Annotated in this window: 21 protein-coding genes and 1 tRNA gene; 16 read left to right on the top strand and 6 right to left on the bottom strand. The window is 73.2% G+C overall.

From position 1 onward, the window contains the following. Positions 1 to 10: 10 nt before the first annotated feature. The gene (fdhD, locus tag OG974_RS03460) at positions 11 to 847 is read right to left on the bottom strand and encodes a formate dehydrogenase accessory sulfurtransferase FdhD (protein WP_327285851.1); all 837 of its coding nucleotides are present in this window, start codon (positions 845 to 847) and stop codon (positions 11 to 13) included. A gap of 218 nt (positions 848 to 1065) precedes the next feature. On the opposite strand from fdhD, the gene OG974_RS03455 reads away from it, so the two are divergent. After that, positions 1066 to 2007: a beta-ketoacyl-ACP synthase III gene (locus tag OG974_RS03455; RefSeq protein ID WP_327279465.1), complete on the top strand. Its 942-nt coding sequence runs from the start codon at positions 1066 to 1068 to the stop codon at positions 2005 to 2007. On the opposite strand, the gene OG974_RS03450 is transcribed toward OG974_RS03455, so the two are convergent. Next, positions 1991 to 3166 carry a low temperature requirement protein A gene (locus tag OG974_RS03450; protein ID WP_328764285.1) on the bottom strand — a complete coding sequence of 392 codons (1176 nt, stop codon included), beginning with the start codon at positions 3164 to 3166 and terminating at the stop codon, positions 1991 to 1993. The genes OG974_RS03455 and OG974_RS03450 overlap by 17 nt on opposite strands. A 203-nt stretch (positions 3167 to 3369) precedes the next feature. Between OG974_RS03450 and OG974_RS03445 the strand changes: the two genes are divergently transcribed. From OG974_RS03445 to OG974_RS03405, 9 genes are all read left to right on the top strand, one after another. After that, complete coding sequence (locus OG974_RS03445; RefSeq protein ID WP_327279463.1) at positions 3370 to 3831, top strand: hypothetical protein; 462 nt, start codon at positions 3370 to 3372, stop codon at positions 3829 to 3831. A gap of 143 nt (positions 3832 to 3974) precedes the next feature. After that, positions 3975 to 4059: transfer RNA gene (locus OG974_RS03440), tRNA-Leu, on the top strand. 139 nt (positions 4060 to 4198) lie between these two features. Continuing rightward, the gene (locus tag OG974_RS03435; protein ID WP_371646716.1) at positions 4199 to 5809 is read left to right on the top strand and encodes a protein kinase; all 1611 of its coding nucleotides are present in this window, start codon (positions 4199 to 4201) and stop codon (positions 5807 to 5809) included. Positions 5810 to 6085: 276 nt separating this feature from the next. Then, positions 6086 to 7909: a long-chain fatty acid--CoA ligase gene (locus tag OG974_RS03430; protein WP_327285849.1), complete on the top strand. Its 1824-nt coding sequence runs from the start codon at positions 6086 to 6088 to the stop codon at positions 7907 to 7909. Between the two features lie 123 nt (positions 7910 to 8032). Beyond that, entirely contained in the window at positions 8033 to 9304 is a 1272-nt protein-coding gene (locus tag OG974_RS03425; RefSeq protein WP_327279462.1) for an ABC transporter substrate-binding protein, read from the top strand. Positions 9305 to 9314: 10 nt separating this feature from the next. After that, positions 9315 to 12212, top strand: a complete 2898-nt coding sequence (locus OG974_RS03420; protein ID WP_327279461.1) for an ATP-binding cassette domain-containing protein — start codon at positions 9315 to 9317, stop codon at positions 12210 to 12212. Next, complete coding sequence (locus tag OG974_RS03415; RefSeq protein ID WP_327279460.1) at positions 12209 to 12982, top strand: ABC transporter ATP-binding protein; 774 nt, start codon at positions 12209 to 12211, stop codon at positions 12980 to 12982. Before OG974_RS03420 ends, OG974_RS03415 begins: the two co-directional genes overlap by 4 nt. A 144-nt stretch (positions 12983 to 13126) precedes the next feature. Further along, entirely contained in the window at positions 13127 to 13975 is an 849-nt protein-coding gene (locus OG974_RS03410; RefSeq protein ID WP_327279459.1) for an aldo/keto reductase, read from the top strand. A gap of 13 nt (positions 13976 to 13988) precedes the next feature. Continuing rightward, a complete protein-coding gene (locus tag OG974_RS03405) occupies positions 13989 to 14408 on the top strand; it encodes an RICIN domain-containing protein (RefSeq protein WP_327279458.1) in 420 nt (139 codons plus the stop codon). Between the two features lie 337 nt (positions 14409 to 14745). Here the strand turns inward: OG974_RS03405 and OG974_RS03400 are convergent, their stop codons facing one another. Next, positions 14746 to 15051, bottom strand: a complete 306-nt coding sequence (locus OG974_RS03400; protein WP_327279457.1) for a 4a-hydroxytetrahydrobiopterin dehydratase — start codon at positions 15049 to 15051, stop codon at positions 14746 to 14748. 218 nt (positions 15052 to 15269) lie between these two features. Between OG974_RS03400 and OG974_RS03395 the strand changes: the two genes are divergently transcribed. Both OG974_RS03395 and OG974_RS03390 read left to right on the top strand, forming a co-directional pair. Beyond that, on the top strand, positions 15270 to 17120 hold the full coding sequence (locus OG974_RS03395) for an FAD-dependent oxidoreductase (protein WP_329315098.1): 1851 nt from the start codon (positions 15270 to 15272) through the stop codon (positions 17118 to 17120). Positions 17121 to 17168: 48 nt separating this feature from the next. Continuing rightward, a complete protein-coding gene (locus OG974_RS03390) occupies positions 17169 to 17969 on the top strand; it encodes a helix-turn-helix transcriptional regulator (protein ID WP_327279455.1) in 801 nt (266 codons plus the stop codon). Here OG974_RS03390 and OG974_RS03385 read toward each other — a convergent pair. Then, complete coding sequence (locus tag OG974_RS03385; protein ID WP_328764267.1) at positions 17955 to 18377, bottom strand: hypothetical protein; 423 nt, start codon at positions 18375 to 18377, stop codon at positions 17955 to 17957. The two genes, OG974_RS03390 and OG974_RS03385, sit on opposite strands and share 15 nt — an antisense overlap. 340 nt (positions 18378 to 18717) lie before the next feature. On the opposite strand from OG974_RS03385, the gene OG974_RS03380 reads away from it, so the two are divergent. The 4 genes from OG974_RS03380 to OG974_RS03365 all read left to right on the top strand — a co-directional run bounded on the left by OG974_RS03380 (position 18718) and on the right by OG974_RS03365 (position 23089). Beyond that, positions 18718 to 19758, top strand: coding sequence for a hypothetical protein (locus OG974_RS03380; protein ID WP_327279453.1), 1041 nt, complete (start codon positions 18718 to 18720; stop codon positions 19756 to 19758). Next, positions 19755 to 20318 carry a toxin-antitoxin system, toxin component gene (locus OG974_RS03375; RefSeq protein ID WP_327279452.1) on the top strand — a complete coding sequence of 188 codons (564 nt, stop codon included), beginning with the start codon at positions 19755 to 19757 and terminating at the stop codon, positions 20316 to 20318. The genes OG974_RS03380 and OG974_RS03375 overlap by 4 nt, the downstream gene beginning before the upstream one ends. 108 nt (positions 20319 to 20426) lie before the next feature. Further along, the gene (locus OG974_RS03370) at positions 20427 to 21875 is read left to right on the top strand and encodes a pyridine nucleotide-disulfide oxidoreductase (RefSeq protein ID WP_327279451.1); all 1449 of its coding nucleotides are present in this window, start codon (positions 20427 to 20429) and stop codon (positions 21873 to 21875) included. Then, entirely contained in the window at positions 21872 to 23089 is a 1218-nt protein-coding gene (locus OG974_RS03365) for an MAB_1171c family putative transporter (RefSeq protein WP_327279450.1), read from the top strand. The genes OG974_RS03370 and OG974_RS03365 overlap by 4 nt, the downstream gene beginning before the upstream one ends. A gap of 29 nt (positions 23090 to 23118) precedes the next feature. On the opposite strand, the gene OG974_RS03360 is transcribed toward OG974_RS03365, so the two are convergent. Beyond that, positions 23119 to 24372, bottom strand: a complete 1254-nt coding sequence (locus OG974_RS03360) for an NADH:flavin oxidoreductase/NADH oxidase family protein (RefSeq protein WP_327279449.1) — start codon at positions 24370 to 24372, stop codon at positions 23119 to 23121. Positions 24373 to 24584: 212 nt separating this feature from the next. After that, a complete protein-coding gene (locus OG974_RS03355; RefSeq protein ID WP_327285848.1) occupies positions 24585 to 25430 on the bottom strand; it encodes a bifunctional 5,10-methylenetetrahydrofolate dehydrogenase/5,10-methenyltetrahydrofolate cyclohydrolase in 846 nt (281 codons plus the stop codon). Positions 25431 to 25723 lie beyond the last annotated feature (293 nt).

The following is a 25723-nucleotide window of genomic DNA, read 5'->3' as shown; positions in this document are numbered from 1 at the left end:
CGTCGAGCCGCTAGAGCGCGATCCGCTCCTCGCCGGCGTAGATGTTCATGTTCGGCCCCCGCAGGAAACCGACCAGGGTCAGGCCCGAGTCCAGGGCGAGGTCCACGGCCAGCGAGGACGGCGCGGAGACGGCGGCCAGGATCGGGATGCCCGCCATCACCGCCTTCTGCGCGAGTTCGAAGGAGGCCCGGCTCGACACCAGCAGCACGGCTCCCTCCAGCGGTAGGAGGCCGGCCTGGAACGCCCGGCCGATGATCTTGTCCACGGCGTTGTGGCGGCCGACGTCCTCCCGTACGTCCAGCAGCTCGCCCTCCGGCGAGAACAGCCCGGCCGCGTGCAGGCCGCCGGTGCGGTCGAAGACCTTCTGGGCCGCCCGGAGCCGGTCCGGCAGCTCCCCGAGGAGCTGCGCGGGAATCCGTAGGGCGTCCTCGGCGGTGCCGGGGCGGAGCGGGAAGCGGGTGGCCGTGCGCACCGCGTCCAGGCTGGCCTTTCCGCACAGGCCGCAGGAGGAGGTGGTGTAGACGTTCCGTTCGAGGGTGATGTCCGGCACCGGGACCCCGGGGGCGAGCTGCACGTTGACGACGTTGTACGTGTTCGTGCCGTCCTCCGCGGCCCCCTCGCAGTAGGTCACGGCCCGCACGTCCGAGGCCGAACCGAGGACGCCCTCGCTGACCAGGAAGCCGACCGCCAGGGCGAAATCGTCGCCGGGGGTGCGCATCGTGATGGCGAGCGGCTTGCCGTTCAGCCGTATCTCCAGCGGCTCCTCGGCGACCAGCGTGTCCGGGCGGACCCCGGCCGCGCCGTTCCGCACCCGTATGACACGACGGCGCTCGGTGACCCGTCCCATGGTGATCAGCCCGCCCGTTCTTTCCTCGTCGCGCACCTCGTCGTGCAGCTGACGGGCCCATTCTCCCGGATTGCCGTCGCGCGGCGCTCCCGGCAGGAAGATCCTGCGGAATCTCCAAATTAAGGGGCGGTAATCCTGTTGGGTCACGTGCCCGTGTACCGACCGGTAGCAGGTCAAGCTGGGTGATCCTGACTTCCGTACGAGGGGGGACCCCGCCCATGACCGGTTCACGAGTGGTGGCGCTAGGGCACTACCAGCCCGCGAAAGTGATCACCAACGAGGACCTCGCGGCCATGGTCGACACGAACGACGAGTGGATCCGCTCCCGGGTCGGCATCAAGACCCGGCACATGGCGGGCGCCGACGAGCCGGTGGACGAGCTGGCCTACCAGGCCGCGGGCAAGGCCCTCGCCGGTGCCGGCCTGTCCCCCGACGACATCGACCTCGTCCTGGTGGCCACCTCCACCGCGATCGACCGTTCGCCCAACATGGCCGCCCGCGTCGCCGCCAAGCTGGGCATGGGCGGCAGCCCGGCCGTCATGGACCTCAACGTCGTCTGTTCGGGGTTCACGCACGCCCTGGCCACCGCCGACCATGCGATCCGGGCCGGTTCGGCCACCCGCGCCCTGGTCATCGGCGCCGACAAGATGACCGAGATCACCGACTGGACCGACCGGACCACCTGTGTGCTGACCGGCGACGGTGCGGGCGCCGCCGTGGTCGAGGCCTGCGAGGAGCCCGGCATCGGTCCGGTCCTGTGGGGTTCGGTCCCCGAGATGGGCCACGCGGTCCGCATCGAGGGCTCTCCGCCGGTCTTCGCGCAGGAGGGCCAGTCCGTCTACCGCTGGACCACCAGCCAGCTCCCACCGCTGGCGCGCAAGGTGTGCGAGAAGGCCGGGGTCGCTCCCGAGGAGCTGGCCGCCGTCGTCCTGCACCAGGCGAACCTGCGGATCATCGAGCCGCTCGCCGCGAAGATCGGCGCCGTCAACGCGGTCGTGGCCCGCGATGTCGTGGACTCCGGCAACACCTCGGCCGCCAGTATCCCGATGGCCCTCTCGAAGCTGGTCCAGCGCGGCGAGATCCCCACCGGCGCCCCGGTCCTGCTCTTCGGGTTCGGCGGCAACCTCTCGTACGCCGGCCAGGTCATCCGCTGCCCGTAGCCGCCGAGCAGCCCGGGGTCCAGCGGACCTCGGCTCCCAGCGCCCCCAGGAGCACGACGACCAGCGCCACGAGCTGCCAGAGCCCCGCGGTGCCGGTACCGACCGGTACCGTCGCCAGGGCGAGCACCAGCGCCGCCGCCCGGAAGCGGGCGGGGCCGATGCCGAGCACGGCCCGGAAGGCCAGGTCCCCGGCCAGGTAGACGGCGACCCCGCCCGCGAGGGCGAGCGCCGGGCCGGTGTGCAGGTGCTCGCCGAGGTGCCCGATGGTCTTCTTGACGCCCGCCGCGAAGGCGGCGATCCCGAGCAGCATGGGCAGGAAGGCGTAGTAGTACGCGAGCATCGCCAACTTGAAGCGGTTCTCGGGCGCCGTCTCGGCGAAGACCTCCTCGGCGCGACCCTCGTCGCGCACGAAGTACATCCACCACAGCGCCGACGCGACGGCGAGCGCGAGGAAGGCGCCCCCGGCGATCCCCACGGACAGCGGCAGCGAGCCGGTCCCGATGCCGATCGCGATGACGGACTCGCCGAAGACGATGATCAGCAGCAGCCCGTGCCGCTCCACGAGGTGCTCGGCGCTCATGCCGCCGAGCTGATCGCTGACGGTCGTCACGGTCGTTGCCTCGGCCACGGCCCCGGCGGACTCCGCCCCGCTCGCCGCCACCCGCTGCACGAGCTGCGGTACGGCGAACTGGATCAGCAGGGCGAGCATCCACAGCCCCCAGGCGGGCGGCCCGTCGAAGAACCCGGCGGCCAGCACCGACAGCGCACACAGCATGTTGGGCAGCGCGAACCAGAGCACCCCGGACCCGTGCGCCTGCGTGTAGAGCGCGCTGTGCACGAGGACGACGAACACGTACCCCAGGCCGAAGGCGACCCCGCCGGCGCCGAAGGCGGTCGGTACCGCCAGCGCGCACACCAGGAACGCGCCCATGGCCAGGATCAGCAGCAGCCTCCGCGCCGTGCGGTCGGGCGGCACCTGGTTGGTCAGGTGCGCGTAGCCCCCGTACATCCAGAACAGCACGGTGAAGATCACCAGCACCTGGCCGGCTCCCCGGAGGCTGATGTCGTCCGCGAGCAACACCGTCAGCTGGGTGATGGTGAAGACGAAGACGAGGTCGAAGAAGAGCTCCAACGTGCTGACGCGGTGCGGTGTTTCCATGCGTGACTCCCCCGGATGCAGACGTGCGGCGCTCATCCGACCGCCTCGACACCCGCGCTGTCCAGCGCGTATCAGAATCCGGGTGCCCTCCGGTGCCGTACGACCTGAGACGTACGTGGATCCCGCCCGGCGGAGGGACGCGCCGCACCCGGGTCCGGCCGGAGGATGAAGGCACGCCAGCCGCCGAGGGAAGCGAAAGCCGCATGATCCGCAGGTCCGTCATCCTGACCACCGCCGCAGTCGTCTCGGCGGTGGGGCTCGCAACCGTCGTCGCCCTGCCGGCGGCGGCCGACTGGTACGAGGACCGCCACCAGGAGACGGACACGTACGCGACGGGCGCCGAAGCGAAGTCGGCCCGGGCTTCGGTCCCGCGCTGGCTGGAGGATGAGGCGACGTCGGTGCGGTACGCACTGCGGACGACCGGCGGCGACCGTCTACTGAAGGCGACCCTGCCGGACGACCGGCTCCCGACCGCCTGCACGACCGAGCCCCGGCCGAAGGCGCAGGAGGTCCCGCTCGCTCAGGACTGGTTCCCGGCGGACGCCCGGGGGAAGGCCACCGCGCGCTGCGGCCTGTACTACGCCTACATGGACGGCACCACCCTCTACGCCTGGCAGCACAACGACGACTGGCTGCGGGCCGAGCGCGCCGAGCCCGCCCGCTAGCCCACGAGACGATGCGTCTCGCCGCCCCCTTTGGGACATGCGTGCAGGTCAGCGAGCGGCCCGGCCCGAATACCTGGTCGGAGGCACGCCGATCCTTTGCTATTGTTGTCCTTGTCGCCGCGGGAAACCGGGGCCGACCACCGGTCCGGGTGGCGGAATGGCAGACGCGCTAGCTTGAGGTGCTAGTGCCCTTTATCGGGCGTGGGGGTTCAAGTCCCCCCTCGGACACACAGAGCGAAAACCCCACTTCGGTGGGGTTTTTTGCGTTGTCCGGCAGAGGCCGCGGGGGTGGATCCCGTGGTGCGGCATCATGGGCGCACGGGGTCGGAGGGGAAGCAACGTGTCGCACGACGGGCCGGACGGCAGCATGGTGATCGCCGGGCGCTACCGCCTGGAGAAGCGCCTGGGCAGAGGCGGCATGGGGACCGTCTGGCGGGCATCCGACGAACTCCTCGGGCGGCCCGTGGCCGTCAAGGAGCTCCACGTCGAGGGGGGCACGGACACCAGGGGCGCCCTGCGGGAGGCCCGGACGATCGCGCAGGTCAGGCATCCGCACGTCGTCGTGGTGCACGACGTGGCGGAGCACGACGGGCGCCCCCACATCGTCATGGAGCTCGTCGACGGCGGTTCGCTGGCCGACCGGCTCGGCAGCGAAGGGCCGCTGGGCCCCGCCGAGACCGCACGGATGGGGCTCGCCCTGCTCGGCGCCCTGACCGCGGCACACGCACGCGGGGTGCTCCACCGGGACGTCAAGCCCGCCAACGTCCTCGTGGAGGCGGGCACCGGGCGGGTGGTGCTCACCGACTTCGGCATCGCGCGGCTCGCCGGGTCCACCACGATCAGTGAGACCGGCGCGTTCGTCGGCTCGCCCGAGTACACCTCGCCCGAGCGGATGCAGGGAGCGGCTGCGGGGCCCGAGTCCGACCTGTGGTCGCTCGGGGTCCTGATGTGCGCGGCGCTGACCGGGAAGTCGCCGTTCCACCGCGATTCACTCGGCGGGGTCCTGCACGCCGTCGTGTACGACGAGATCCGCCCGCCGGCACAGGCGGGGCCGCTGGCTCCGGTGATCCGCGGCCTGCTGGAGCGGCTCCCGGAGCGACGGATGGGCGCGGCGGAGGCCGAGCGGTTGCTGTCGTCCTACGTGAGCACCGGAACGGTGCCCGACACGGAGCGGGACCTCGCCCCGGCCCCGCCGGCCGGAGCCGCGGCCGGCACCACTGCCCCGGTCGGCCATGCGCCGACCGAGCACGTCACCCGCCCGTCCGCCGTTCCCCCGGGGACGGCCCGGCGGACCCGGCCGGCCGTGCGGGCGGGCCTGATCGCGGTGCTCCTGGTCATCGCGGTCGGCGGCGCGGTGCTGCTCACCTCCCGCCCCGGTGACGGTGCGCGCGGGACGACGGACTCCGCCGGTGCCACGCCCCCCGCGCACTCCCCCGCGCCGTCGGCGACGCTCACGTTCAAGCCCACGCCCACGCCCATGCCCACCGTGTCGGCGGCGCCCGCGACCGCGAAGCCCGCCCCCGCCGGGTACCGGTCGGTGTCCGACACCGAGGGCTTCAGCCTCGCCTTGCCCGCAGGCTTCCAGCGCACCACCGATGACCAGCGGGTCGTCTACGTCTCGCCGGACGGGGCCTTCCGGATCGGCATCAAGATGCAGGCGGCGGCGCCCGCCGGGCCGGTCGGCGTGATGCGGCTCTCGCACGCGAACGGCCCGGCCACCAACCCGGGCTACCGCGACGGCACGGTCGTCCCGACCACGCACAACGGACTGCCGGCCGCCCTCTGGGAGTTCACCTGGAACGGTTTCTCCGCTTCCGAGGGCGCCCGGCACACCTTCGACGTCTGCTGGGAGGACGGCGGGCGCCTGTACGACGTGTGGGTGTCGGCGCCCGTCGGCCGGCTCGCCGAGGCGCGGAGCCACTTCGACACGGCACTGGACTCCTTCGTTCCGGGCGGGCCGGCAGCCGCGGGCAACTGAGCGAGGCCGCCCGCCGCCGGGCACGCGCCCCGCCACCGCCGACCCCGCCCCCCGACCCGCCCCGGAGCTGCCGCGGGCCCGCTGCGGCGCCGCCCCCGAAACCGCGCACACGATCGGCGGGGCGATCCGCGTTTCCGGACCGGCGTTGCGGGGAGTTTCCTGGCGGCCGACCCTTCCCCCACCTGCCTGGGGAGGTCTTGTGGAGGTCTTCGCCCGGTGATCAACCGTGTGGAGGTGTGGGGTAGCGTCGCCGCGCTGCGCGGAGAGGAGCGGGGCATGCGCGAGATCACCGTCCCACCGGTCGTTACGGCGGCGCCCGTCGGCGGGCTTGCCGACGCCGTCTTCCGGCACGCCCAGGAGGATCCCGGCCGGGTGGTGCTCGGGCGCAAGGAGGGCGGGGTCTGGCGGGACGTGACCTCCGGGGAGCTCGCCGCCGAGGTGCTCGCGCTGGCGCGGGGGCTGCTGGCCCAGGGGGTCCGGTTCGGGGAGCGGGTCGCCGTCATGTCCCGGACCCGGTACGAGTGGACGCTGTTCGACTTCGCCCTGTGGGCGATCGGCGCGCAGCCGGTGCCCGTGTACCCGACGTCGTCCGTCGACCAGGTGCACTGGATCCTGCAGGATTCCGACTGCACCGCCTGCGTCGTGGAGGACGAGGACCAGGCCATGACCGTCGGGTCGGTCATCGAGCGGCTGCCGCACCTGCGGCGGTTGTGGCAGCTGGACGCCGGGGCGGTCGACGCGCTCGTCGCGGACGGCAGCGGGGTGGCCGAGGACCTGGTGCACCGCCACCGTGCCGCGGTCACGCCCGATGCCGTCGCCACGATCATCTACACCTCGGGGACCACCGGGCGCCCCAAGGGCTGTGTGCTCACGCACGGCAATTTCATGTACGAGGCCGACACGATGGTGGCCCGCTGGGAGTCGGTGTTCCAGGCCGGGCCGGGGGAGCAGCCGTCCACCCTGTTGTTCCTGCCGCTCGCGCACGTCTTCGGGCGGATGGTGGAGGTGGCGGCGGTCCGGGCTCGGGTGAAGCTGGGGCACCAGCCCGTGCTGGCGGCGGCCGAGCTACTGCCGGACCTCGCCGCGTTCCGGCCGACGTTCGTGCTGGGGGTCCCGTACGTCTTCGAGAAGGTCTTCGCGGCGGCCCGCCGCAAGGCGGAGGCGGAGGGGCGTACGGGGCCCTTCGACCGGGCGGTGGAGACGGCCGTGCGGTACGCGGAGGCCCGCGAGCAGAAGGCGTTCGGGGTCGGGCCGGGGCCTTCGGCAGGGCTGCGCATGGAACACCAGCTGTTCGAGAGGCTGGTGTACGGGAAGGTCCGCGAGGCGATGGGCGGGCGGGTCCGGCACGCGATGTCGGGGGGATCGGCGATGTCGCGCCGCCTCGGACTGTTCTTCGACGGGGCCGGGATCACGGTGTTCGAGGGATACGGCCTGACCGAGTCGTGCGCGGCGGCCACGGCGAACCCGCCGGGCGCGACGAAGTACGGCACGGTGGGCCGGCCGATCCCGGGCAGTACGGTGCACATCGCGGACGACGGGGAGGTGTGGTTGCACGGGGGCCACGTCTTCTCCGGGTACCTGAACGACCCGCGTGCCACGGAGGAGGTGCTCCGCAGCGGCTGGCTGGCGACCGGGGACCTGGGGCGGCTGGACGAGGACGGGTACCTGACGATCACCGGGCGCAAGAAGGAGATCCTGGTGACGTCCAACGGCAAGAGCGTGGCGCCGACGGCTCTTGAGGAGCGGGTGCGTTCGCATCCGCTGGTCGCGCAGTGCGTGCTGGTGGGCAACGACCGGCCGTACGTGGCCGCCCTGCTCACCTTGGACATGGAGGGGGTCGCGCACTGGCTGTCGATGCGCGGGCGCCCTCAGCTGCCGGCGGCGCAGCTCGTCCACGATCCGGATCTGACGGCGGAGGTGCGGCGGGCCGTGGTGGCCGCGAACACGCTGGTCTCGCAGGCCGAGGCGATCCGCACCTTCCGGGTGCTGGCGGAGCAGTTCACGGAGGAACGGGGCCTGCTGACGCCCTCGTTGAAGCTGAAGCGGCGGGCGATCGAGAAGGCGTACGCGATGGAGGTGGCGGCCCTCTACCAGCCATGACGGCCCGCAGGGACTACGCGTAACAGTTGACTGACGATCCGTCATTTACGCTCGCCCGCAATATTGACGATCCGTCAGGTCGCACACAGAATGCGGGGATTCCGACCGGAGGGGATCCCACACATGTTGCGACCGATCCGCACCCTGGCCGCCGCGGCAGCCGCACTAGCGCTCGTCTCCGCCTGCAACTCCGCCTCCACCGCAGGCTCCTCCGGCAAGCCCGACGACGCCGCCGCGGCCGCCGACTCCCGCGGGGTGACCGGCGACTCGGTCAAGGTCGGCGGCATCGTCTCGATGACCAGCGCCGGCGGCTACAGCAAGAAGGACACCGACCTCGGGGCGAAGGCCCGGTACCTGCGGGCCAACGCGGAGGGCGGGATCAACGGCCGCAAGATCGACTACCTGGGCGCGGAGGACGACGGCCAGGACCCCGCCAAGAACATGGCCGCCGCCCGCAAACTCGTCCAGCAGGACAAGGTCTTCGCGATCGCCCCCATGAGCTCGGTCACCTTCTCCGGCGCCGACTTCCTGGAACAGCAGAAGGTCCCCACCTTCGGCTGGGGCACCCTCCCCTCCTTCTGCGGCCCCAAGTACGCCTACGGCTTCAACGGCTGCCTGGTCCCCTCCCCGGGCGGCACCCTGAACCAGACCTGGCCCGAGGGCATCGCCCAGATCCTCGGCGGGGCCGGGGGCAAGTCGGTCGCGATCATCGCCAACGACAGCGACGCCGGCAAGTTCGGCATCCGCACCTTCCAGCAGGGTTTCACGAGCGCCGGGTTCACGGTCTCCTACGCCAAGGCCTCGGTACCGGCCACCGCCGTGCCGAGCGACTGGTCTGCGTACGTGAAGGACCTCCTCGCCGGCAGCGGGGGCAAGGCTCCCGACGCGGTCGTGTCGGTCATGCAGACCCCGAACAACATCGGCCTGTTCACCGCCCTCAAGCGCGCCGGGTACAAGGGCCTGCTCTCCGACCCCACCGACTACGACCCGGGGCTGCTCGCCCAGGACACCACCCGGCAGGCCCTCGACGGGGTGCACGTCCTGCTGCAGTTCGAGCCCTTCGAGTCGACCGGCCCGGCGATGGCGCAGTTCAAGGCGGACATCAAGGCGGCTTCGGGCGGCCGGGAAGTCCCCCTGAACATGCACATGTTGACCGGCTACATGTCTGCCGACCTGTTCGTGTCCATCGCGCAGAAGGCGGGCAGGGACCTCACCGTCTCGCACTTCCAGAGCGCCGCGCAGGGCTACTCCGACACCGGGACCCTCGTCGGCGACCGGTCGGAGCCCAAGGGGCAGAAGGACAGCTTCGGCTGCGGGGCGCTGGTCCAGCTGAAGAACGGCGCGTACGAGGTCTCCGTACCGTTCACCTGCCGCCCTCCGATCCCCTTCAAGTAGGACCGGTCCCATGGGAGATCTGCTCGTCTTCGTCCTGAGCGGTCTGGTCTCCGGCGCCCTGTACGCACTGCTCGCCACCGGGCTGGTGCTGTCGTACTCGGCGTCCGGGCTCTTCAACTTCGCGCACGGGGCCACCGCCTACCTGTGCGCCCTGACCTTCTACGAGGTGCACTCCGGGCTGGGCTGGCCGGCCGTCCCGGCGGCCCTGTTGGTGGTGTGCGTACTGGCCCCCGGGCTCGGCTGGGGACTGGACCGGCTGATGTTCCGGCGGCTCGCCCGCGTCGGTGAGACGGCGCAGATCGTGGCCACGATCGGGCTGCTGGTGGCCCTGCCGGCGGCCGGACTGTGGGCCGTGGAGCTGCTGGCCGACGCGGGCGCACCCGTCGAACCCGCGGAGAACCGGTTCGGGCTGCCGGGGGTGGGGCCGAGCCCGGCACGGTCCTGGCAGCTCGCCGAGGGCGTCGGCATCGACTCCGACCAGCTGATCACCTGGGTGGTGACGGCGGTGGTGGCGGTGGCCCTGTGGGCGCTGATGCGGCACACGCGGCTGGGGCTGCACCTGCGGGCCGCCGTCGACGACCGCTCGCTTACCGAGCTGCGCGGGATCAGCGCCGACCGCCTGTCGTCCGTGGCCTGGATGATCGCGTCCGCACTGGCGGGGCTCGCGGGCGTGCTGGCGACGCCGCTGCTGGGGCTGTCGGCGCACGACTTCACGCTGTTCCTGTTCGTCTCGGCGACGGCGGCCGTGCTCGGGCGGTTCGTGTCCGTGCCGCTCGCGTTCGCGGGCGGACTGGGGCTGGGAGTGCTGCAGAACCTGGTCGCCGGGTACGCGTCCTTCGCCGATCGAATCACCGGGTTCCGGACGGCGGTGCCCTTCCTCATCCTGTTCGGCGGACTGCTGGTGCTGACCCGGCGGGCCCGGACGGCGGGTACCGCGGCCGCGGACCCGGCGCCCGCGGACCATCCGGCCGGCGCCCCGTGGGGCCGGCGGTGGGGGGTGTGGGCGGTGCTCTGCGGGGCGCTGTGCGTCGCGTTCTACACGGTGACCACGCCCTTCTGGAGCGGGCTGCTCGCCCAGGGGCTGGCCTTCGGCCTGGTGTTCATGTCCTTCACGGTGGTGACCGGGCTCGGGGCGATGGTGTCGCTGGCGCAGGGCACCTTCGTGACGGGAGCCGCGCTGGTCGCGGGGCTGCTGATGAGCCGCGGCTGGCCGTTCGCGGCGGCGCTGGCGGTGGGGACCTGCGCGGCGGCGCTGCTCGGGGCGCTGGTCGCACTTCCCGCACTGCGGCTGGGCGGGCGGACGCTGGCCCTGGCGACACTGGCCCTGGCGTTCCTCGCGGACCAGGTGTTGTTCCAGCTGCGGTGGCTGCGCAACGGGGACTCCGGATGGACGGTCCCGCGGCCCGTGCTCGGACCGGTGGACCTCGGCGACGACCGCGCGCTGGGGGTGGCGCTGGTGGTGGTCGTCGCCGTGTGCGCGGCCGGGCTGAGCGCGCTGCGGAACTCGCCGTCGGGGCGGGCGATGCTGGCTGTACGGTCGGCTCCGGCGGCGGCGATGGCCTCGGGGGTGTCGGTACTGCGCACGAAGCTGCTGCTGTTCACGCTCTCCGCGGGCCTGGCCGGGTTCGGCGGCGTGCTGCTCGCCTCGTACAACACCCGGATCACGGCGACGGACTTCACGGCGATGACGGGACTGGTGTGGCTGGCGGTCGTGGTCGCCGCGGGGCTGCGGCGGCCGCAGTACGCGGTGGTGGCGGGGGTCGTGTACGCCGTGGCCCCGCGCGTGCTGGCCGATTTCGTGACGGCGTCGGGGTACGTGCCGGTGATCCTGTTCGGGCTGGCGGGACTGGCACTCGCCAACGACCCGGACGGGTACTGCGCCGCGATCCCGGTACGGCTCGCCCGACGGCGGGCCGTGGCCCGGGCCGGCGCCGGAGCCCCAGCGGATCAGGGGACCGCCCGCGCAAGCCGGGCCGTCCCCGGGCCCCGGGCCGTCGGCGGGACCGCGGTCCCCGGGGGGCTCTCCCCCGCTCCGCCCCTTCGCCGTTTCCCGGGCACTGCCCGGACCCACGCCTCGAACGCCGGCGGGGCCGAGTCGGGCCGCCCGCCGTCCGAGAGCGCGGGCGCGGGCACGGGCACGGGCGCACAGCGCATGAACGGGGTCCGGGGCAGAGCCCCGGTTCCGGGAAGGGGCGGGGTGGCGGAAGGCCCCGCAGTTCCCGTGCTGGAGCTGCGGGGCGTCACCGCCGGGTACGACGGCGGCCTCGTACTGCACGGGGTCGATCTCGCCGTCCGGAAAGGGGAGATCCTCGTCGTGCTCGGACCCAACGGGGCCGGCAAGAGCACCGCGTGCCGGGTGGCCGCCGGGGCCCTGGCCGCCGGGAGCGGGCGGGTCCTCGTACGGGGGCGGGACGTGACCCGCGACGGGCCCGTGCGGCGGGCCGGCCGCGGGGTGCTGCTCGCTCCCGAAGGGCGGGGGATCTTCCCCTCCCTCGACGTCGAGGAGAACCTGGCGCTGTACCTGAGGGACCCAGCCGAACGGGACGCCGTCTACGCACGGTTCCCGCGGCTGCGGGAGCGGCGGGGCGTCGCCGCCGGGGCGCTGTCCGGCGGCGAGCAGCAGATGCTGGCCCTCGCCCCGCTGCTGCAGCGCCCGCCCGAGGTGCTGATCGCCGACGAGCCTTCGCTCGGGCTGGCGCCGAGGGTGGTGGAGGAGGTGTACGGACTGCTCACCGAGCTCCGGGACGCCGGGACCGCGCTGTTGCTGGTGGAGGAGAAGGCCGCCGGGATCCTCGGGGTCGCCGACACCGTCGCGTACCTCTCCCGGGGGCGGGTCTCGTGGTGCGGTCCACGCGGCGAGGTGGAGGCCGACCGGCTCGCCGCGGCCTATCTGGGGAGGACGCCATGACGGCGCCGTACGTGCTTGAGGGCTCCGGGATCGGCGTCCGGTTCGGTGGGGTGAAGGCTCTGACGGGGGTGGACCTCGGCGTCCGCGCCGGGGAGGTGTGCGGGCTGATCGGGCCGAACGGGGCCGGGAAGACCACGCTGTTCGACGTGCTGTCCGGGATCCGGCGGCCCGACCGGGGCCGGGTGCGCCTTCGGGGAGAGGACGTCACCCGCCGTTCGCCGGTCTGGCGGGCCCGGCACGGGATGCGCCGGACGTTCCAGCGCCAGCAGCTGTTCGGGCAGCTCAGCGTGGCCGACAACCTGCTCGTCGCGCAGGAGTGGCGCGGCGGCGGGGGCGGGCTCGCCGCCGACCTGCTCGGGTCCCCGGCCCGGCGCCGTCGGGAGCGGGAGCGGCGGGAGCGGGGGGAGCGCGTCCTCGCCGCCTGCGGGATCGGGGCGCTGGGGGCGCTGCCCGCGGCCGGGCTTCCGGTGGGCCGGGCCCGGATGGTCGAGCTGGCCCGGGCCGTCGCCGATCCGCCGCAGGTGTTGCTGCTGGACGAGCCCGCGTCCGGCCTGTCGGCCACCGAACGCGAGCAGCTCGCGGCGGTCGTCCGGCGGCTGGCCGAGGAGGAGGGCTGCGCGGTGCTGCTGGTGGAACACGACGTGGCCTTCGTGATGGACCTCTGCACACGGGTGGTCGTCCTGGACCTCGGAACGGTCCTCGCGCAGGGCCCGCCCGCCGAGGTCCGGGCCGATCCGCTCGTCCGGCAGGCCTATCTGGGGGTGTCCTGACGGTGTGTCCGGCAGCAGTCCGGCCCTGCCGGACTCTGGCGGGACTACGATCGCCGCGGCGGCCGGCCGTCGCCGCTCGCACCCGGTACCTGACCGCCCAGCCGGAGCGCGCCCCAGCCCGCCGACCAGAGGGAACAGCCAGACGTGAACCAGGTCCCCGCCATCTGGCTCAACAACGGCACGCCCATGCCCCAGCTCGGTTTCGGCGTCTTCCAGGTCCCGGACTCCGAAGCCGCGCAGGCCGTCGGGGCGGCGCTGGAGGCGGGGTACCGGAGCATCGACACGGCGGCCGCGTACGGCAACGAGAAGGGCATCGGCCAGGCCCTCGCCGCTTCCGGGGTGCCGCGCGAAGAGCTGTTCGTCACCACCAAACTGTGGAACGGCCGCTCCCGGACCTGGCGCCGCGACGACGTGCTGCGCGCGTTCGACCACTCCCTGGACAAGCTGGGCCTCGAACACATCGACCTGTACCTGATCCACTGGCCGCGCCCGATGCGCGACGACTTCCTCGCCATCTGGAAGACGTTCGAGGAGATCGCGCAGAGCGGCCGCGCCCATTCCGTCGGCGTGTCGAACTTCCGCCCGGCCGACCTGGAGCGGCTCGGCGCAGAGAGCACGCTGGTCCCGGCCGTGAACCAGATCGAGTTGCACCCGCTGTTCCCGCAGCCCGAGTTGCGCGCCCTGCACTCCCGGCTCGGCATCGCCACCGAAGCCTGGTCCCCGCTCGGCCAGGGCAAGGAGCTGCTGACGCTCCCGGCGGTCGCCGAGACCGCCGCCAAACACGGGCGTTCCGCCGCCCAGGTGGTGCTGCGCTGGCACCTGGACCTCGGGAACATCGTGATCCCGAAGTCGGTGACCCCGTCGCGGATCCGGGAGAACCTGGACGTCTTCGGCTTCGAGCTGGACGCTGCGGACCGCGCCGCGCTGGACGCGCTGGCTACGGGTCCCTCGGCGGGGCGGATCGGGCCGGATCCGGCCGTCTTCGACGTCTGAGCCGCAGGTGCCCGTGAGCGCCGGGGTCCACCGGATCCGCAACGCCGCCAGCGGCCTGCTGCTCCGGCTGGAGGGCGGCACCCGGGTGGGAGTGGGCCCGGACGGCCCGCCCTCGCCACCGGCGGCCGGGCTGTGGCGGATCGTGCCGGTCCACAGCGGAGGCGGGATCGTCCACGTCGTCAGCGTGCACAACGACAAGCTGCTGGACGTCGCCAACGCGTCCACGGAGAGCGGCACCCGGGTCCAGGTGTGGCGGGCGAACGCGTTCGGCGCGCAGGAGTGGATCATCGAGGAGCATCTCGACGATCCCGGGGTGGTGTCCTTGATCGCCTGCATCAGCGGCCTGCCGCTGGAGGCGGACGAGGAGGGCCGGGCCCGCGTGTGCGAGGACACCGACTCCCCCGCCCAGTGGTGGCACCTCGAACCCTCCTGAGGAGTCGCGGGCGGGGTCGCCCCAGGACCAGAGGGCCTCGGCTTCCCCGCCGTCCGTCGCCTCACGGTGGTTGCGCGGGCACAGGCGGGCGAAGTTGCGCACGTCGTTCGGTCGGGACCTCAGGGACGTCCTCACATTGCCTTCACCCCGTGCGGACTCCCGTTCACGGGCGCACCGCAGTCGCCGCCCCTGACGGCGGGCGTTCGTACCGGGCTTCGGGCGGGTGCGGGCCGAGCGCCGCGGCGACGGCAGCCGGGCGCACGGGGTGCCACCGCGGTGGCGTCGTGCGCGGCGGCCTCGGCGTGGTGGTGGTCGAGCAGCGGCTTCGCCGTCGGCGTCAGCTCGCGCCGTGGGCGGGAGCGAGGGCCTCGACCCGTTCGGCCAGCGCGAAGTCGGCGCCGGTGACGGCGTCGCCGGCGCTGTGCGTGTTCACGGACACCCGGACCGTGTTGTAGCCGAGGGTCAGGTCGGAGTGGTGGTTCAACTCCTCTTGGACCGTGGCGATGTGGACGACGAGCGCGCTCGCCGCGAAGTGGGTGCCCAGCCGGTAGGTGCGGATGATCCGGTCGTCCTCGAAGGCCCAGCCGGGGAGTTCCCGCAACCGGTCCTCGATCTCCTTCTGCGAAAGCGGCTCGTCTGCCATCGGCATGCTCCTTCACCGTGGGGGCCCGTTTTCCGACGTGTGGTCAAGGTTCCCACAGCGCACGCCGGAGGGAAGGTTTCGCGCCATAGTGCGTGCGGGTGCTTCCGAGCCTTCCGGGTCCGCGGTGGCGCCCTTATGCTCCTGCGCCGAACGCCACTGTTACCGCCGGTAATGCACATCGGCCTCCGCTTCGGACCGGACACCAAAGGGGCTTCCTCATGACGCGCAGGCGCAGCACAGGCAGCACGGGCAGCACGGGCAGCACCGGCAGTTCGAGGCGCACGTTCATCGCCGGCGCCGCCGCCACCGCCGGGACGCTGGGAACCACCGGGGCCGTCGCCGCCCCCGCCCGCGCCCGGTCCCCGCAGCCGGTCGCAGACCGGACCCCCCGGACCGCCGCAGCCCCGAACGGCCGCCGGGTCGCCGTCCTCGGCGGCGGGGTCGCCGGGCTCACCGCGGCCCACGAACTCGCCGAGCGCGGCTACGCCGTCACCGTCTACGAGCGCCGCGCACTCGGCGGCAAGGCCCGCAGCATGGACGTCCCCGGCAGCGCCCGCGGCGGCCGCCGGCCCCTGCCTGCCGAGCACGGGTTCCGCTTCATCCCAGGCATTTACCACAACCTGCCCGACACCATGCGGCGCATCCCCTTCCCCGGCAACGCCCACGGCGTGTGGGACAACCTCGTGGCCCCGCCCGAGATGATGTTCGCCCGGGCGGCCGGCCGCGAGGACCTGCGCGCCCCCATCCCCTGGCCCGACCACTCCCCCGCCGCGCTGACGCCCGACGAGATCCGCCGCGCCCTGACCGGCCTCCTGCAGTCGCTCGTCCGACTGCCGGCGCACGAGAGCGCGTACTTCGTCGACCGCGTCCTGGTCTTCCTCACCAGCTGCGACGAGCGCCGCAAGGAGGTCTGGGAACACACCCCCTGGTGGGAGTTCGTGCGGGCCGCGCAGATGTCGAACGAGTACCAGCGCATCCTCGCCGTCGGCATCACCCGCAACATCGTCGCCACCAAGGCCGAGGAGGCCTCCACCCGTACCGTCGGCGCCCTCGGCGAGGCCTTCGTCTTCAACGCGCTGGGACGCGGCGCGGACGGGCCGCCGGACCGGATCCTCAACCTGCCAACCAACGAAGCGTGGATCGACCCCTGGGAAGCCCATCTGCGCTCGCTCGGCGTGGAGTTCCGGATCGGCTGGTCGGTCCAGGAGGTGCGGTACGGGGACGGCCGGGTCAGCGGGGTCACGGCCCTGGACCCGGCCGGGGCCCGGCAGGACGTCACCGCGGACCACTACGTCAGCGCCCTGCCCGTCGAGCACGCCCGGCGCACCTGGAGCGCGGGGCTGCGGGCCGCGGACCCGATGCTGGGCCGCTGCGACCTCCTGGAGACCGACTGGATGACCGGAATCCAGTTCTACCTCACCGAACGCGCACCCCTCGTCCACGGGCACCTCAACTGCATCGATTCGCCCTGGTCGTTGACGGCGATCCAGCAGGCTGAGCACTGGCCGGCCCGCGATTTCCCGGCCGCCTACGGCGACGGGGTGGCGGTGGACTGCCTGTCGGTGGACATCTCCGACTGGGACAAGCCGGGGATCCTGTACGGGAAGACGGCCAAGCAGTGCACCCGCGAGGAGGTCGCCCGCGAGGTGTGGGCGCAGCTGAAGGCTTCCCTGAACGACACCGGGAAGACGCCCCTGACCGACCGCACCCTGCACTCGTGGTTCTTGGACCCGGGGGTGGACGGGCTCGGCACCCCGAACCCCACCAACCAGGACCAGCTGCTGATCCACCCCACCGGCACCTTCCACAACCGGCCGAGCGCGGACACCCGCATCCCCAACTTCTTCCTCAGCGGGGACTACGTGGCCGTCGACATCGATCTGGCGACGATGGAGGGCGCCAACGCCTCGGCCCGGGCGGCCGTCAACGCCCTGCTGGACAGCGACGGTTCGACGGCGCAGCGGTGCGCGGTCCTGCCGATGTACCACGCCCCGGAGATGGAGTCCTTCAAGCGGCACGACCTGTGGCGCCACCGACTCGGCCTGCGCAACGTCTTCGACCTGGGCTGAGCGCCCCGGCCAGGGCCCGGTCCGGACGACGGGCCCTATCGTCGGGGCATGACCTCCACCCCGTCCGTCGGACCCCTGCTGCGCACCTGGCGGGAGCGGCGCGGCATCAGCCAACTGGAACTGGCGGGCCGCGCCGACTCCTCGTCGCGACACATCAGTTTCATCGAGAACGGTCGGTCCCGGCCGAGCAGGGACATGGTCCTGCGGCTCGCGGACCACCTCGACGTGCCCGTCCGTGACCGCAACGCGCTGCTCCTCGCTGCGGGTTACGCCCCGCACTACGCACAGACCCCGCTCGACGACCCGTCGATGGGGACGCTGCGCGAGGGCCTGGAGCGGCTACTGACCGGCTACGAGCCGTATCCGGCACTGATCGTGGACGCCGCGTACGACGTCGTCGCCGCCAACCGCGGTATCGCGATGCTGCTCGACGGCTTGCCCGGGCACCTGCTGGCCCCGCCGCTGAACGCCATGCGGATCACCCTGCACCCCGAGGGGCTGGCGCCGAGGATCCGCAACCTCGGGGAGTGGCGCGGGCACCTGCTGGCCCAGATGGAGCGGCAGATCGCACTGTCCCGGTCCGCGCCGCTGCGCGCGCTGTACGAGGAGGTGGCCGGCTATCCGGTCCCCGGGAGGCCGCCCGGCGACGCCGGAGCCGAGCCCGAGGAGGCCGTCCCGTACGTCGCGCTCCCGCTGGTGATCGAGCACGACGGGCAGGTGCTCTCCTTCGTGTCCTCAATCGCGACCTTCAACACGCCGATGGACGTGACCGTCGCCGAGCTGGCCATCGAGACGCTGCTCCCGGCCGACCCGGCGACGGTGAAGTACCTGCGCTCACTGGAGCCCTGAGGCGGACCGCAGCGCCAGCCGCTGGAAGAGGGCCAACGCGGCCACGGTGAGCGCCTGGAGCGGGATCCACACCAGCCCGGCGGTGGTGGGGGCGTCCCACAGGAACAGGGAGACCAGGCTGAGGGCCGCCCAGGCGTAGTTGGCCTCGATGACGAACTTCACCGGGCCGACCGGCGGCCGGCGGCGCGCGGCGAGCAGGCCGACGCCGGCCCCGTAGAGGGTCAGGAACAGGCCGAGTTCGAGCAGCGTGGTCGGGCCGACGCCGAGCAGTCGCCCGAGGGGGGCGCAGAAGACGGTGTACGCGAGGCCGTTCCCGGCGGTGACCACGGAGTCGAGGGCCAGGAAGCGGCGCAGCGCGGTCTGCGGGACGGTGGTGCGGGCGATGCTGCCGAGCAGGGTCGCGGACATGACGGATCAGCCTCCGGGGGCGGTCGGGGTGTTCGGGTGGCCGCGGTCGCGGTCGCCGTGGCGGTGCGGTCGCGCTCTCACGGTCGAACGTGCTGGTGGGACGGGTTCCGAGGCCGAGTGCGCGGACTCGGAACCCGATGGCTCCACTGTGCCGCCGGGCCGCGCCGCGGTCGATTACCCCTGGAGTCATGCCCGTTGGGGGCGCGGCGGCGGCGCCAACCTTCTTTGAGTCACATCGCAAGAAAGGTTGGGGTTCTCCTGTTTCGCCGGGGGGTCGACGGCTACGCTGCAACACAGCCGAAGCTCTCGAACGTCCTGTCGACATACGGAGAACCTCACGGTGCCAGCCGCTGCCCGACCCGATCTGGCCTCCACCTGGGCCCGCGTCGAGGCGTTGGCCGAGCGGACCGGCCGGGACCCGGCCGAGGTGCTGTCCCCGGAGCGGCTGAGCCGCCTGTGCGGGGTCGAGCCCACGCTCGTCCCCCGGGTCGTGGCCGGGACCGCGCCCGGGGTCCCCTTGTGCCTGCGGGTGCACCGCCGCTTCCTGCGGCTGCGGGCCACCCGACGCGACAAGCACGGCCGCGAATGGTCCCTCGCCGCCATCGCGGAGGACTTCCGGGCGCCCGGCGCCTCCCTCGGCCCCCTCAACGCGGGCACCGGACTGCCCCGGCTGGGCCACGCGGCCGGCGTGCAGCGGTTCTTCGGGGTCTACGCGGGCTTCCTCCTCGCCGACAGCCAGTGCGCCGTGGAGCGCGCGCTCGCCGCCACCGGCTCCGGCTCCGGCGCCGCGCCGGACCTCGGGCACCTCTCGTACCTGACGGGCATGCCCCCGTACGACATCCGGCTCACCCTCGACGGCGCACCGCCCCGGCTCCCGCTGAAGGAGCAGGTGCACCAGCGGTTCGAGCACCTGCGCCGCACCCGGCCGCGGGCGGACGGCCAGCCCCACTCCCTCGCCGCCATCGCCCACTCCTTCCACGCGTCGGGGCAGTCCCTGACCCGCCTCGCGCGCGGCGAGGGCCTGCCCAACCTCGCCGCGGCCGCCGGGATCCAACGGTTCTACGGGGTGGACGGCGGCTTCCTGCTGGCCGACGACACCGAGGCGCTCGCCACCGCCCTCGCCGGGATCGGGCACGAGCTGGAAACCGCCGGGCGGAACGCGGAAAACCCGATGCTCGCCGTCCTGCGGGCGCACGATGTACGGAGCATCGTCACACGGGCCGGGCGGCTCTCTCCGGCGGGCTGGAAGTCGCTGGCCGACCACCTCGACGACCTGCTGGCACGCGAAGGAGTGCTGGTCCGTCCGGGCGCGGGCCTCGAACGCGCGCACCCGATGGCGGTGCCCGACGACCTGAAGGCTGCCGAGGGGGGAGCGCCATGAGGACCACACGGACCATGCGGAAACTCGGCGGATATCTGCTGGCGGAGGCGCGCCTGGTGCAACCGGCCGATGCAGCCGAGATCATCGGGAGCCTGTGCGCCGCGTACGGCAGGCGGCGCGGCGGACGGCAGGTGGATTTCCGGTTCGCCGGGTTCCCGCCCGACACGGCCAGCGGGTTGTGGCTGGAGATGGCGGAGCGCGACCTGCTCGTCATCGAGGAGCGCACCCGGCCCGAGCACCAACTGGTCATCGCCTGCCACGAGTTATGGCACATGGAGGAAGGCACCTGTGACAGCCACGGCCCGGGCATGGCCGTGGCGGCCCGGCTCACGGGAGACCGGGGCGACCTCGCGGAGCTGCTGCGCTCGGAGACCGGACTGGGCAGCGTGGTCCGGCAGGCGGCCGCCCGCGCCGACCGGGAGGACCCGGCGGAGATCCGGGCGGAGACCTTCGGCCTGTACCTCGGCCAGCTCCTGAAGGCGTTCCTGCCGGGGCCCCGCGAAGAGCGGTTCCCCGAGGCGATCGAGCGCATCAAGACCTCGCTCGGCTGGGGCCGTTGAGCGCACGTCCCCGCGAGGTACCGACGACGCCCCGGTGACCGGCGCCTCCCCTCCCGACGCACCTCACTGCGCCGCTGCCTCCGCACGGCCCTGACAGAGAGCACCACGATGACCCAGTCCTCCCCGCCCCGCCACGCCGTCGTCATCGGCGGGAGCATGGCCGGCCTGCTCGCCGCGGCCGTGCTCGCCGAGCACGCGACGGTCACGATCATCGACGCCGACACGCTGCCCGACAGCCCGGCGCCGCGGCGGGGACTCCCGCAGGCCCGGCACGTCCACGTCATGTGGTCGGGCGGGGCCCGTGCCATCGAGAAGATACTCCCGGGCATCACCGACGACTGGACGGCGGCGGGCGCCATCCGCCGCAGCCTGCCCACCGACCTGGTCACCAAGACCGCCCAGGGGTGGATCCCGCGCTGCGGGGAGAAGCAGTTCAACATCTCGTGCAGTCGCGACCTCCTCGACTCGGTGGTCCGCGCCCGGGTGACCGGCCTGCGCGGCGTCACCACGCTCCAGCAGAGCCGCGTACGGGCCCTGGAGGGTACGGCCGCCCGGGTCACCGGCGTCCGCGTCGACACCGCCGGCGAGGAGGGCCGGCTGTTGACCGCCGATCTCGTGGTCGACGCGAGCGGGCGCGGCTCCCGGGCCCGGGCCTGGCTGCAGGAGCTGGGGGTCGGCGGGATCAGACAGGCTCAGGTCGACTCCGGTCTCGTGTACGCGACCCGGATCTTCGAAGCCCCCGCCGGGGCCCACGAGATGGGCTTCCCGATCGTCAACGTGCAGTCCGATCCGCGGGTGTACGTGCCCGGCCAGACCGCGACGATCGTTCCCATCGAGGACGGCCAGTGGCAGGCCACCCTGTCCGGGACCCGCGGGGGCCAGCCCACTGGCGACCCCGACCTCTTCATCCCGTTCGCCAAGGGCATCCGCGACCCGATCGTCGGCGAGCTCCTCGAAGGCCGCAAGCCGCTGACCGACGTCGCCGTCACCCAGGGCACCGCCAACCGCAGGGTCTACTTCGAGAAGGCCGACCTGCCCGACGGTTTCTTCGCCGTCGGCGACTCCGTCGCCACCTTCAACCCGCTGTACGGGCAGGGCATGACCGTCGCCGCGCAGGGCCTGCTGGCCGTGCGCGCCCTGCTGCGCGCCAAGGGCCTCGCCCATCCCGGCTTCGGCCGCGAGGCGCAGTGCGCGCTCGTCCCGCAGGTGGCCACCGCCTGGGAGCTCGCCACCTCCCAGGACATCCTGTATCCGGGGGCCACCGGCATGAAGCCGCGGGCCGGGGTCGGGCTGCTCAACGCGTACGTCAACCGGCTGATGACCGGCGCCACCACGCGGGAGGCGCTGACCGCCGCGTTCCTCCAGGTCATCACCATGAGCCGCACGCCCACGTACTGGCTGCGCCCCTCGGTGGTCTGGCACGTGCTGCGCGCCTCGGACCAGGGGGCGCTGAAGGCGCCGCCGCTGACCGCGGCCGAGCGGGCCGTCGCGGGACTGGACCCCGTGGGCCCCGGCGGTCCCGTGGGCCCGGTCGGTCCCGTCGGCCAGGCGCGATGACCGACGGTCTCATCCTCTACGTTCCGGGGTCGGTGATGATCCTGGCGCTGCTGATCAAGGCGCCGACCCTGCGCCGGGGCTGGGACCAGCCGCTCATGCGGGCCGTGTGCACCCTGCTCGTCGTCGGCTGCCTCGTCATGTTCCTGGCGGCGCCGCCCACGATCGCCGCGGTCAACCGGCTCACCGGGATCGTCAACTTCTCGGCCCCGCTGGTGTACGGCGTGCTGACCGCGTTCTCGGGTTCGTGCATCGTCCTGGTCCTGCAGTGGGGCGGCGGCCCTCCCGCGGTGGTGCGGCGCGCGACCCGGCTGACGGTGGCCGCCTTCAGCGCCGTCACGCTGCTCATCGTCGTCCTGTTCGCGATCGGCGACGCGCCGGTGGAACGGTTGCGCGACCTGGACACCTACTACGCCAACACGCCCTGGCTGCGCGAGATGATCGTCTGCTACCTGCTCGCGCACACCGTGGGCAGCTCGACGCTGACGCTGCTGTGCTGGAAGTGGCTGCTGCGCGTACGCCCCTCGCTGCGCCCGCTGCGCACCGGACTGGCCCTGATCGTGCTCGGCGGGGCGCTGGACCTGGGCTACCTGATCAGCAAGTGGACGGCGGTGGGCGCCCGCTGGACGGGCCGCGACTGGGACGGCCTGTCCACGTACGTGGCCCCGCCGTTCGCCTCGGCCGCGGCCCTGATGGTGGGGTCGGGGTTCATCGTGCCGCTGGTCGGCGGCTCGGCGGCCTGGCGGGACTTCAGCCAGTACCGGCGGCTGCACCCGCTGTGGAAGGCGCTGCGCGGATTCGCCGCGTCGAGCGTGACGACGGTGCCGCTGACCTGGTGGTCACCGATCGGGATCCGGCTGATCCACCGAGAATCGGTGATCGACGACGGGATCCTGGCCCTGGGCCGCTGGTTCGACCCCTCCGTACGCGGCGCCGCGTACGAGGCCGCGCTGCGCCAGGGCCTGCCCGAGCCGCAGGCCTCGGTCGTGGCCGACGCGGCCATGCTCGCCGCGGCCTGCCGGCGCCGGGAAGCGGCGGAGACGGCCGAGGCCGCGGACCGGGCCGGGGCGGACGGCGACGGGCAGCATCCGGCCGGGGCCGACCAGGGGCTGCCGGAGCCGTACCGGCTCGACTCCCGGCCGCTGGCCGCGCTGGCCCGGGAGTTCCGCACGTCCCCCATCGTGGCAACCGCACGACGAGACCCGGCCCTGCCGTAAGCCGCACGCTCGACAGCCCGCAGTCGGCGTCAACCGACGAGGACGTCCCCCGGCTCGGGATTGCGGGCGAGCCAGGCCCCGTACGACCGTACCCGGCGCCAGTGCTGGAGCTGGTCGAGGGCGAACGCGGCCCGCGGCGAGGCCTCCGGGCGCGGTTCCAGGCCGCGGGCCAGCCGGTGCAGCTGGAACCGTACGAAGGCGAGCTGTCCGGCGCCGGCCAGGTCCCGGTCCTTCCACCGGAGCCGCTCCACCCGCACCCGTACGTCCTCCCCCGCGCGCCAGCGGACCGGCAGATCGGGCCGGAACGCCAGGGCGGAGGCGAGCCCCACGACGGACACGCCGCGCGCCAGGACCTTCCGCGCGGTCTCGTGGCGGCCTATCCCGCCGGTCAGCATCAGCGGCATCGTGGCCGCGTCCAGGAATTGCTCGGCGAAGGCGAGGAAGTACGCCTCCCGCTCAAGGGTCCGCAGATCAGCGGTGCGGCCCAGGGTCGCCGGGCTCTCCACACTGCCGCCGGACAGTTCGACCAGGTCGACGCCGAGGCCACCGAGTACGGCCAGGACCCGCGCCGCGTCCTCGGTGTCGAAGCCGCCGCGCTGGAAGTCGGCGGTGTTGAGCTTGACCCCGACCGCGAAGCCGGAGCCCACCTGCGCGCGGACGGCCGCGACGACCTCGGTGAGCAGCCGCACCCGGTTGTCCAGGCTGCCGCCCCAGCGGTCGGTGCGCCGGTTGACCAGCGGGGAGAGGAACTGGCTGAGGAGGTAGCCGTGGGCGGCGTGGATCTGCACCCCGTCGAAGCCGGCCTCCTCGGCCCGCCGGGCCGTGACCGCGAACCGGGCGACGGTGGCCTCGATGTCGGCCTCGGTCATCGCGGTGGGGCGGGCGAAGCGCTTGGTGTGCTTGCCGAGGTTCACCCCTATGTCGGAGGGCGCCCAGGCCGTGCCGGGCATCTCGGAGCCCACCTGACGACCCGGGTGGTTGATCTGCATCCAGACCCGCCCGCCGCCCGCGGACGCGGCCCGGGCCCAGCGGCGGAAGGGGTCGAGCGGGGAACTGGCGTCGAGGACGATCGTGCCCGGCGCGGTCAGTGCGCGGCGGTCGACCATCACGTTCCCGGTGATCAGCAGTCCGGCGCCGCCCTGCGCCCAGCGGTGGTAGAGCCGCTCGATGCGCTCGTCGGGCAGCTGGCCGGGCCCGGCGAGGCTCTCCTCCATCGCGGCCTTCGCCAGCCGGTTCGGCAGGACCGTCCCACCCGGCAGCTCCAGTGGCGTGAACAGGTCCATCAGCATTCCCCCAGGAAACGTGTTGCACGTGTCATCCCGCGCCCGGGCGCAAAGATACCGCTCCCTCCCCGGCCCCCGGCAGGCTCCGGCGGCGCAAGAATCCGGCCACCCGGCGGTGCCGGCACAGCCGCGTGCGCGAGCGCCCCGCACACGCGAAACGCCCCGGGCCGACCGGCCCGGGGCGTTCGCGTGCGGAGGTGGTGCGGAGCGGGTCAGAGGTCCGCGACCGCCAGCCCGGCCTGGGCGGCGGCCGCCTGGACGGTCTGCTCCAGCAGGACGGCGATGGTCATCGGGCCGACGCCGCCGGGGACCGGGGTGATCAGGGAGGCGCGGGCGGCGGCGGACTCGAAGTGGACGTCGCCGACGTTGCCCTCGTTGTAACCGGCGTCCAGGACCACGGCGCCCGGCTTGATGTCCTCGCCGCGGATGAACTCGGCCTTGCCGACCGCGGCGACCAGCACGTCGGCCTGGCGCACGATCGAGGGCAGGTCCACGGTGCGGGAGTGGCAATAGGTGACGGTGGCGTTCTGCTCCAGCAGCAGCATGCCGGCCGGCTTGCCCAGGATCGCGCTGCGGCCGACGACGACGGCGTGCTTGCCGGTCAGGTCCACGTCGTACTCGGCGAGGAGCCGCATGATGCCGCCGGGGGTGCAGGAGACGAAGCCCGGCAGCCCGAAGCCCATGGCGGCGAAGGAGTGCATGGTGACGCCGTCGACGTCCTTGCCGGGGGCGATGGCCTCGAAGGCGGCGCGCTCGTCGATGTGGTGCGGGACCGGGTGCTGGAGCAGGATGCCGCTGATCTCCGGGTCCTCGGAGAGGGCGGTGAGGGCGGCGACGAGCTCTTCGGTGGTGGTCTCGGCGGGCAGCTCCACGTGGCGGGAGGTGATGCCGGCCTTGGCGCAACGGTTCTGCTTCATCCGTACGTACGTGACGGACGCCGGGTCCTCGCCGACCAGCACGGTCGCGAGGCAGGGGGCGGTACCGGTGCGTTCGGTGATCTTCGCCGCGAGGGCGGCGGTCTGCTCCGAGATGCGGCGGGCGAGGGCGGTGCCGTCCATGAGACGGGCGGTCTGGGCCGGCTGAACGGTCTGGGCGGTCGTCACGGGGTCTCCTGGGCGTCGCTGCGGGATCGCGGTTCGCCCAGGCGCGCGGCAGTCGGCGTACCCGGGGTACGCCGGGCGCACGGGACGTGCGCCGGGCCGCTCCCCGGTGGTGATCCACCCGAACGCCAGTCACGGCCCGCCCCCACTGTAATGGACCTCGCCGACGGATCCGGAGCCCGCGAAGGCCCCGGGAGCCGGAGATCAGGCCAAATCGGTGGATCACCGACGCCGCGACTGGGAGGATCAAG

Origin of the sequence: Streptomyces sp. NBC_00597, from assembly GCF_041431095.1 — a bacterium.
Lineage (GTDB): Bacteria > Actinomycetota > Actinomycetes > Streptomycetales > Streptomycetaceae > Streptomyces.
Note: the sequence above shows the minus strand (reverse complement) of the source record. Positions and strands in the feature narration are given on the sequence as shown.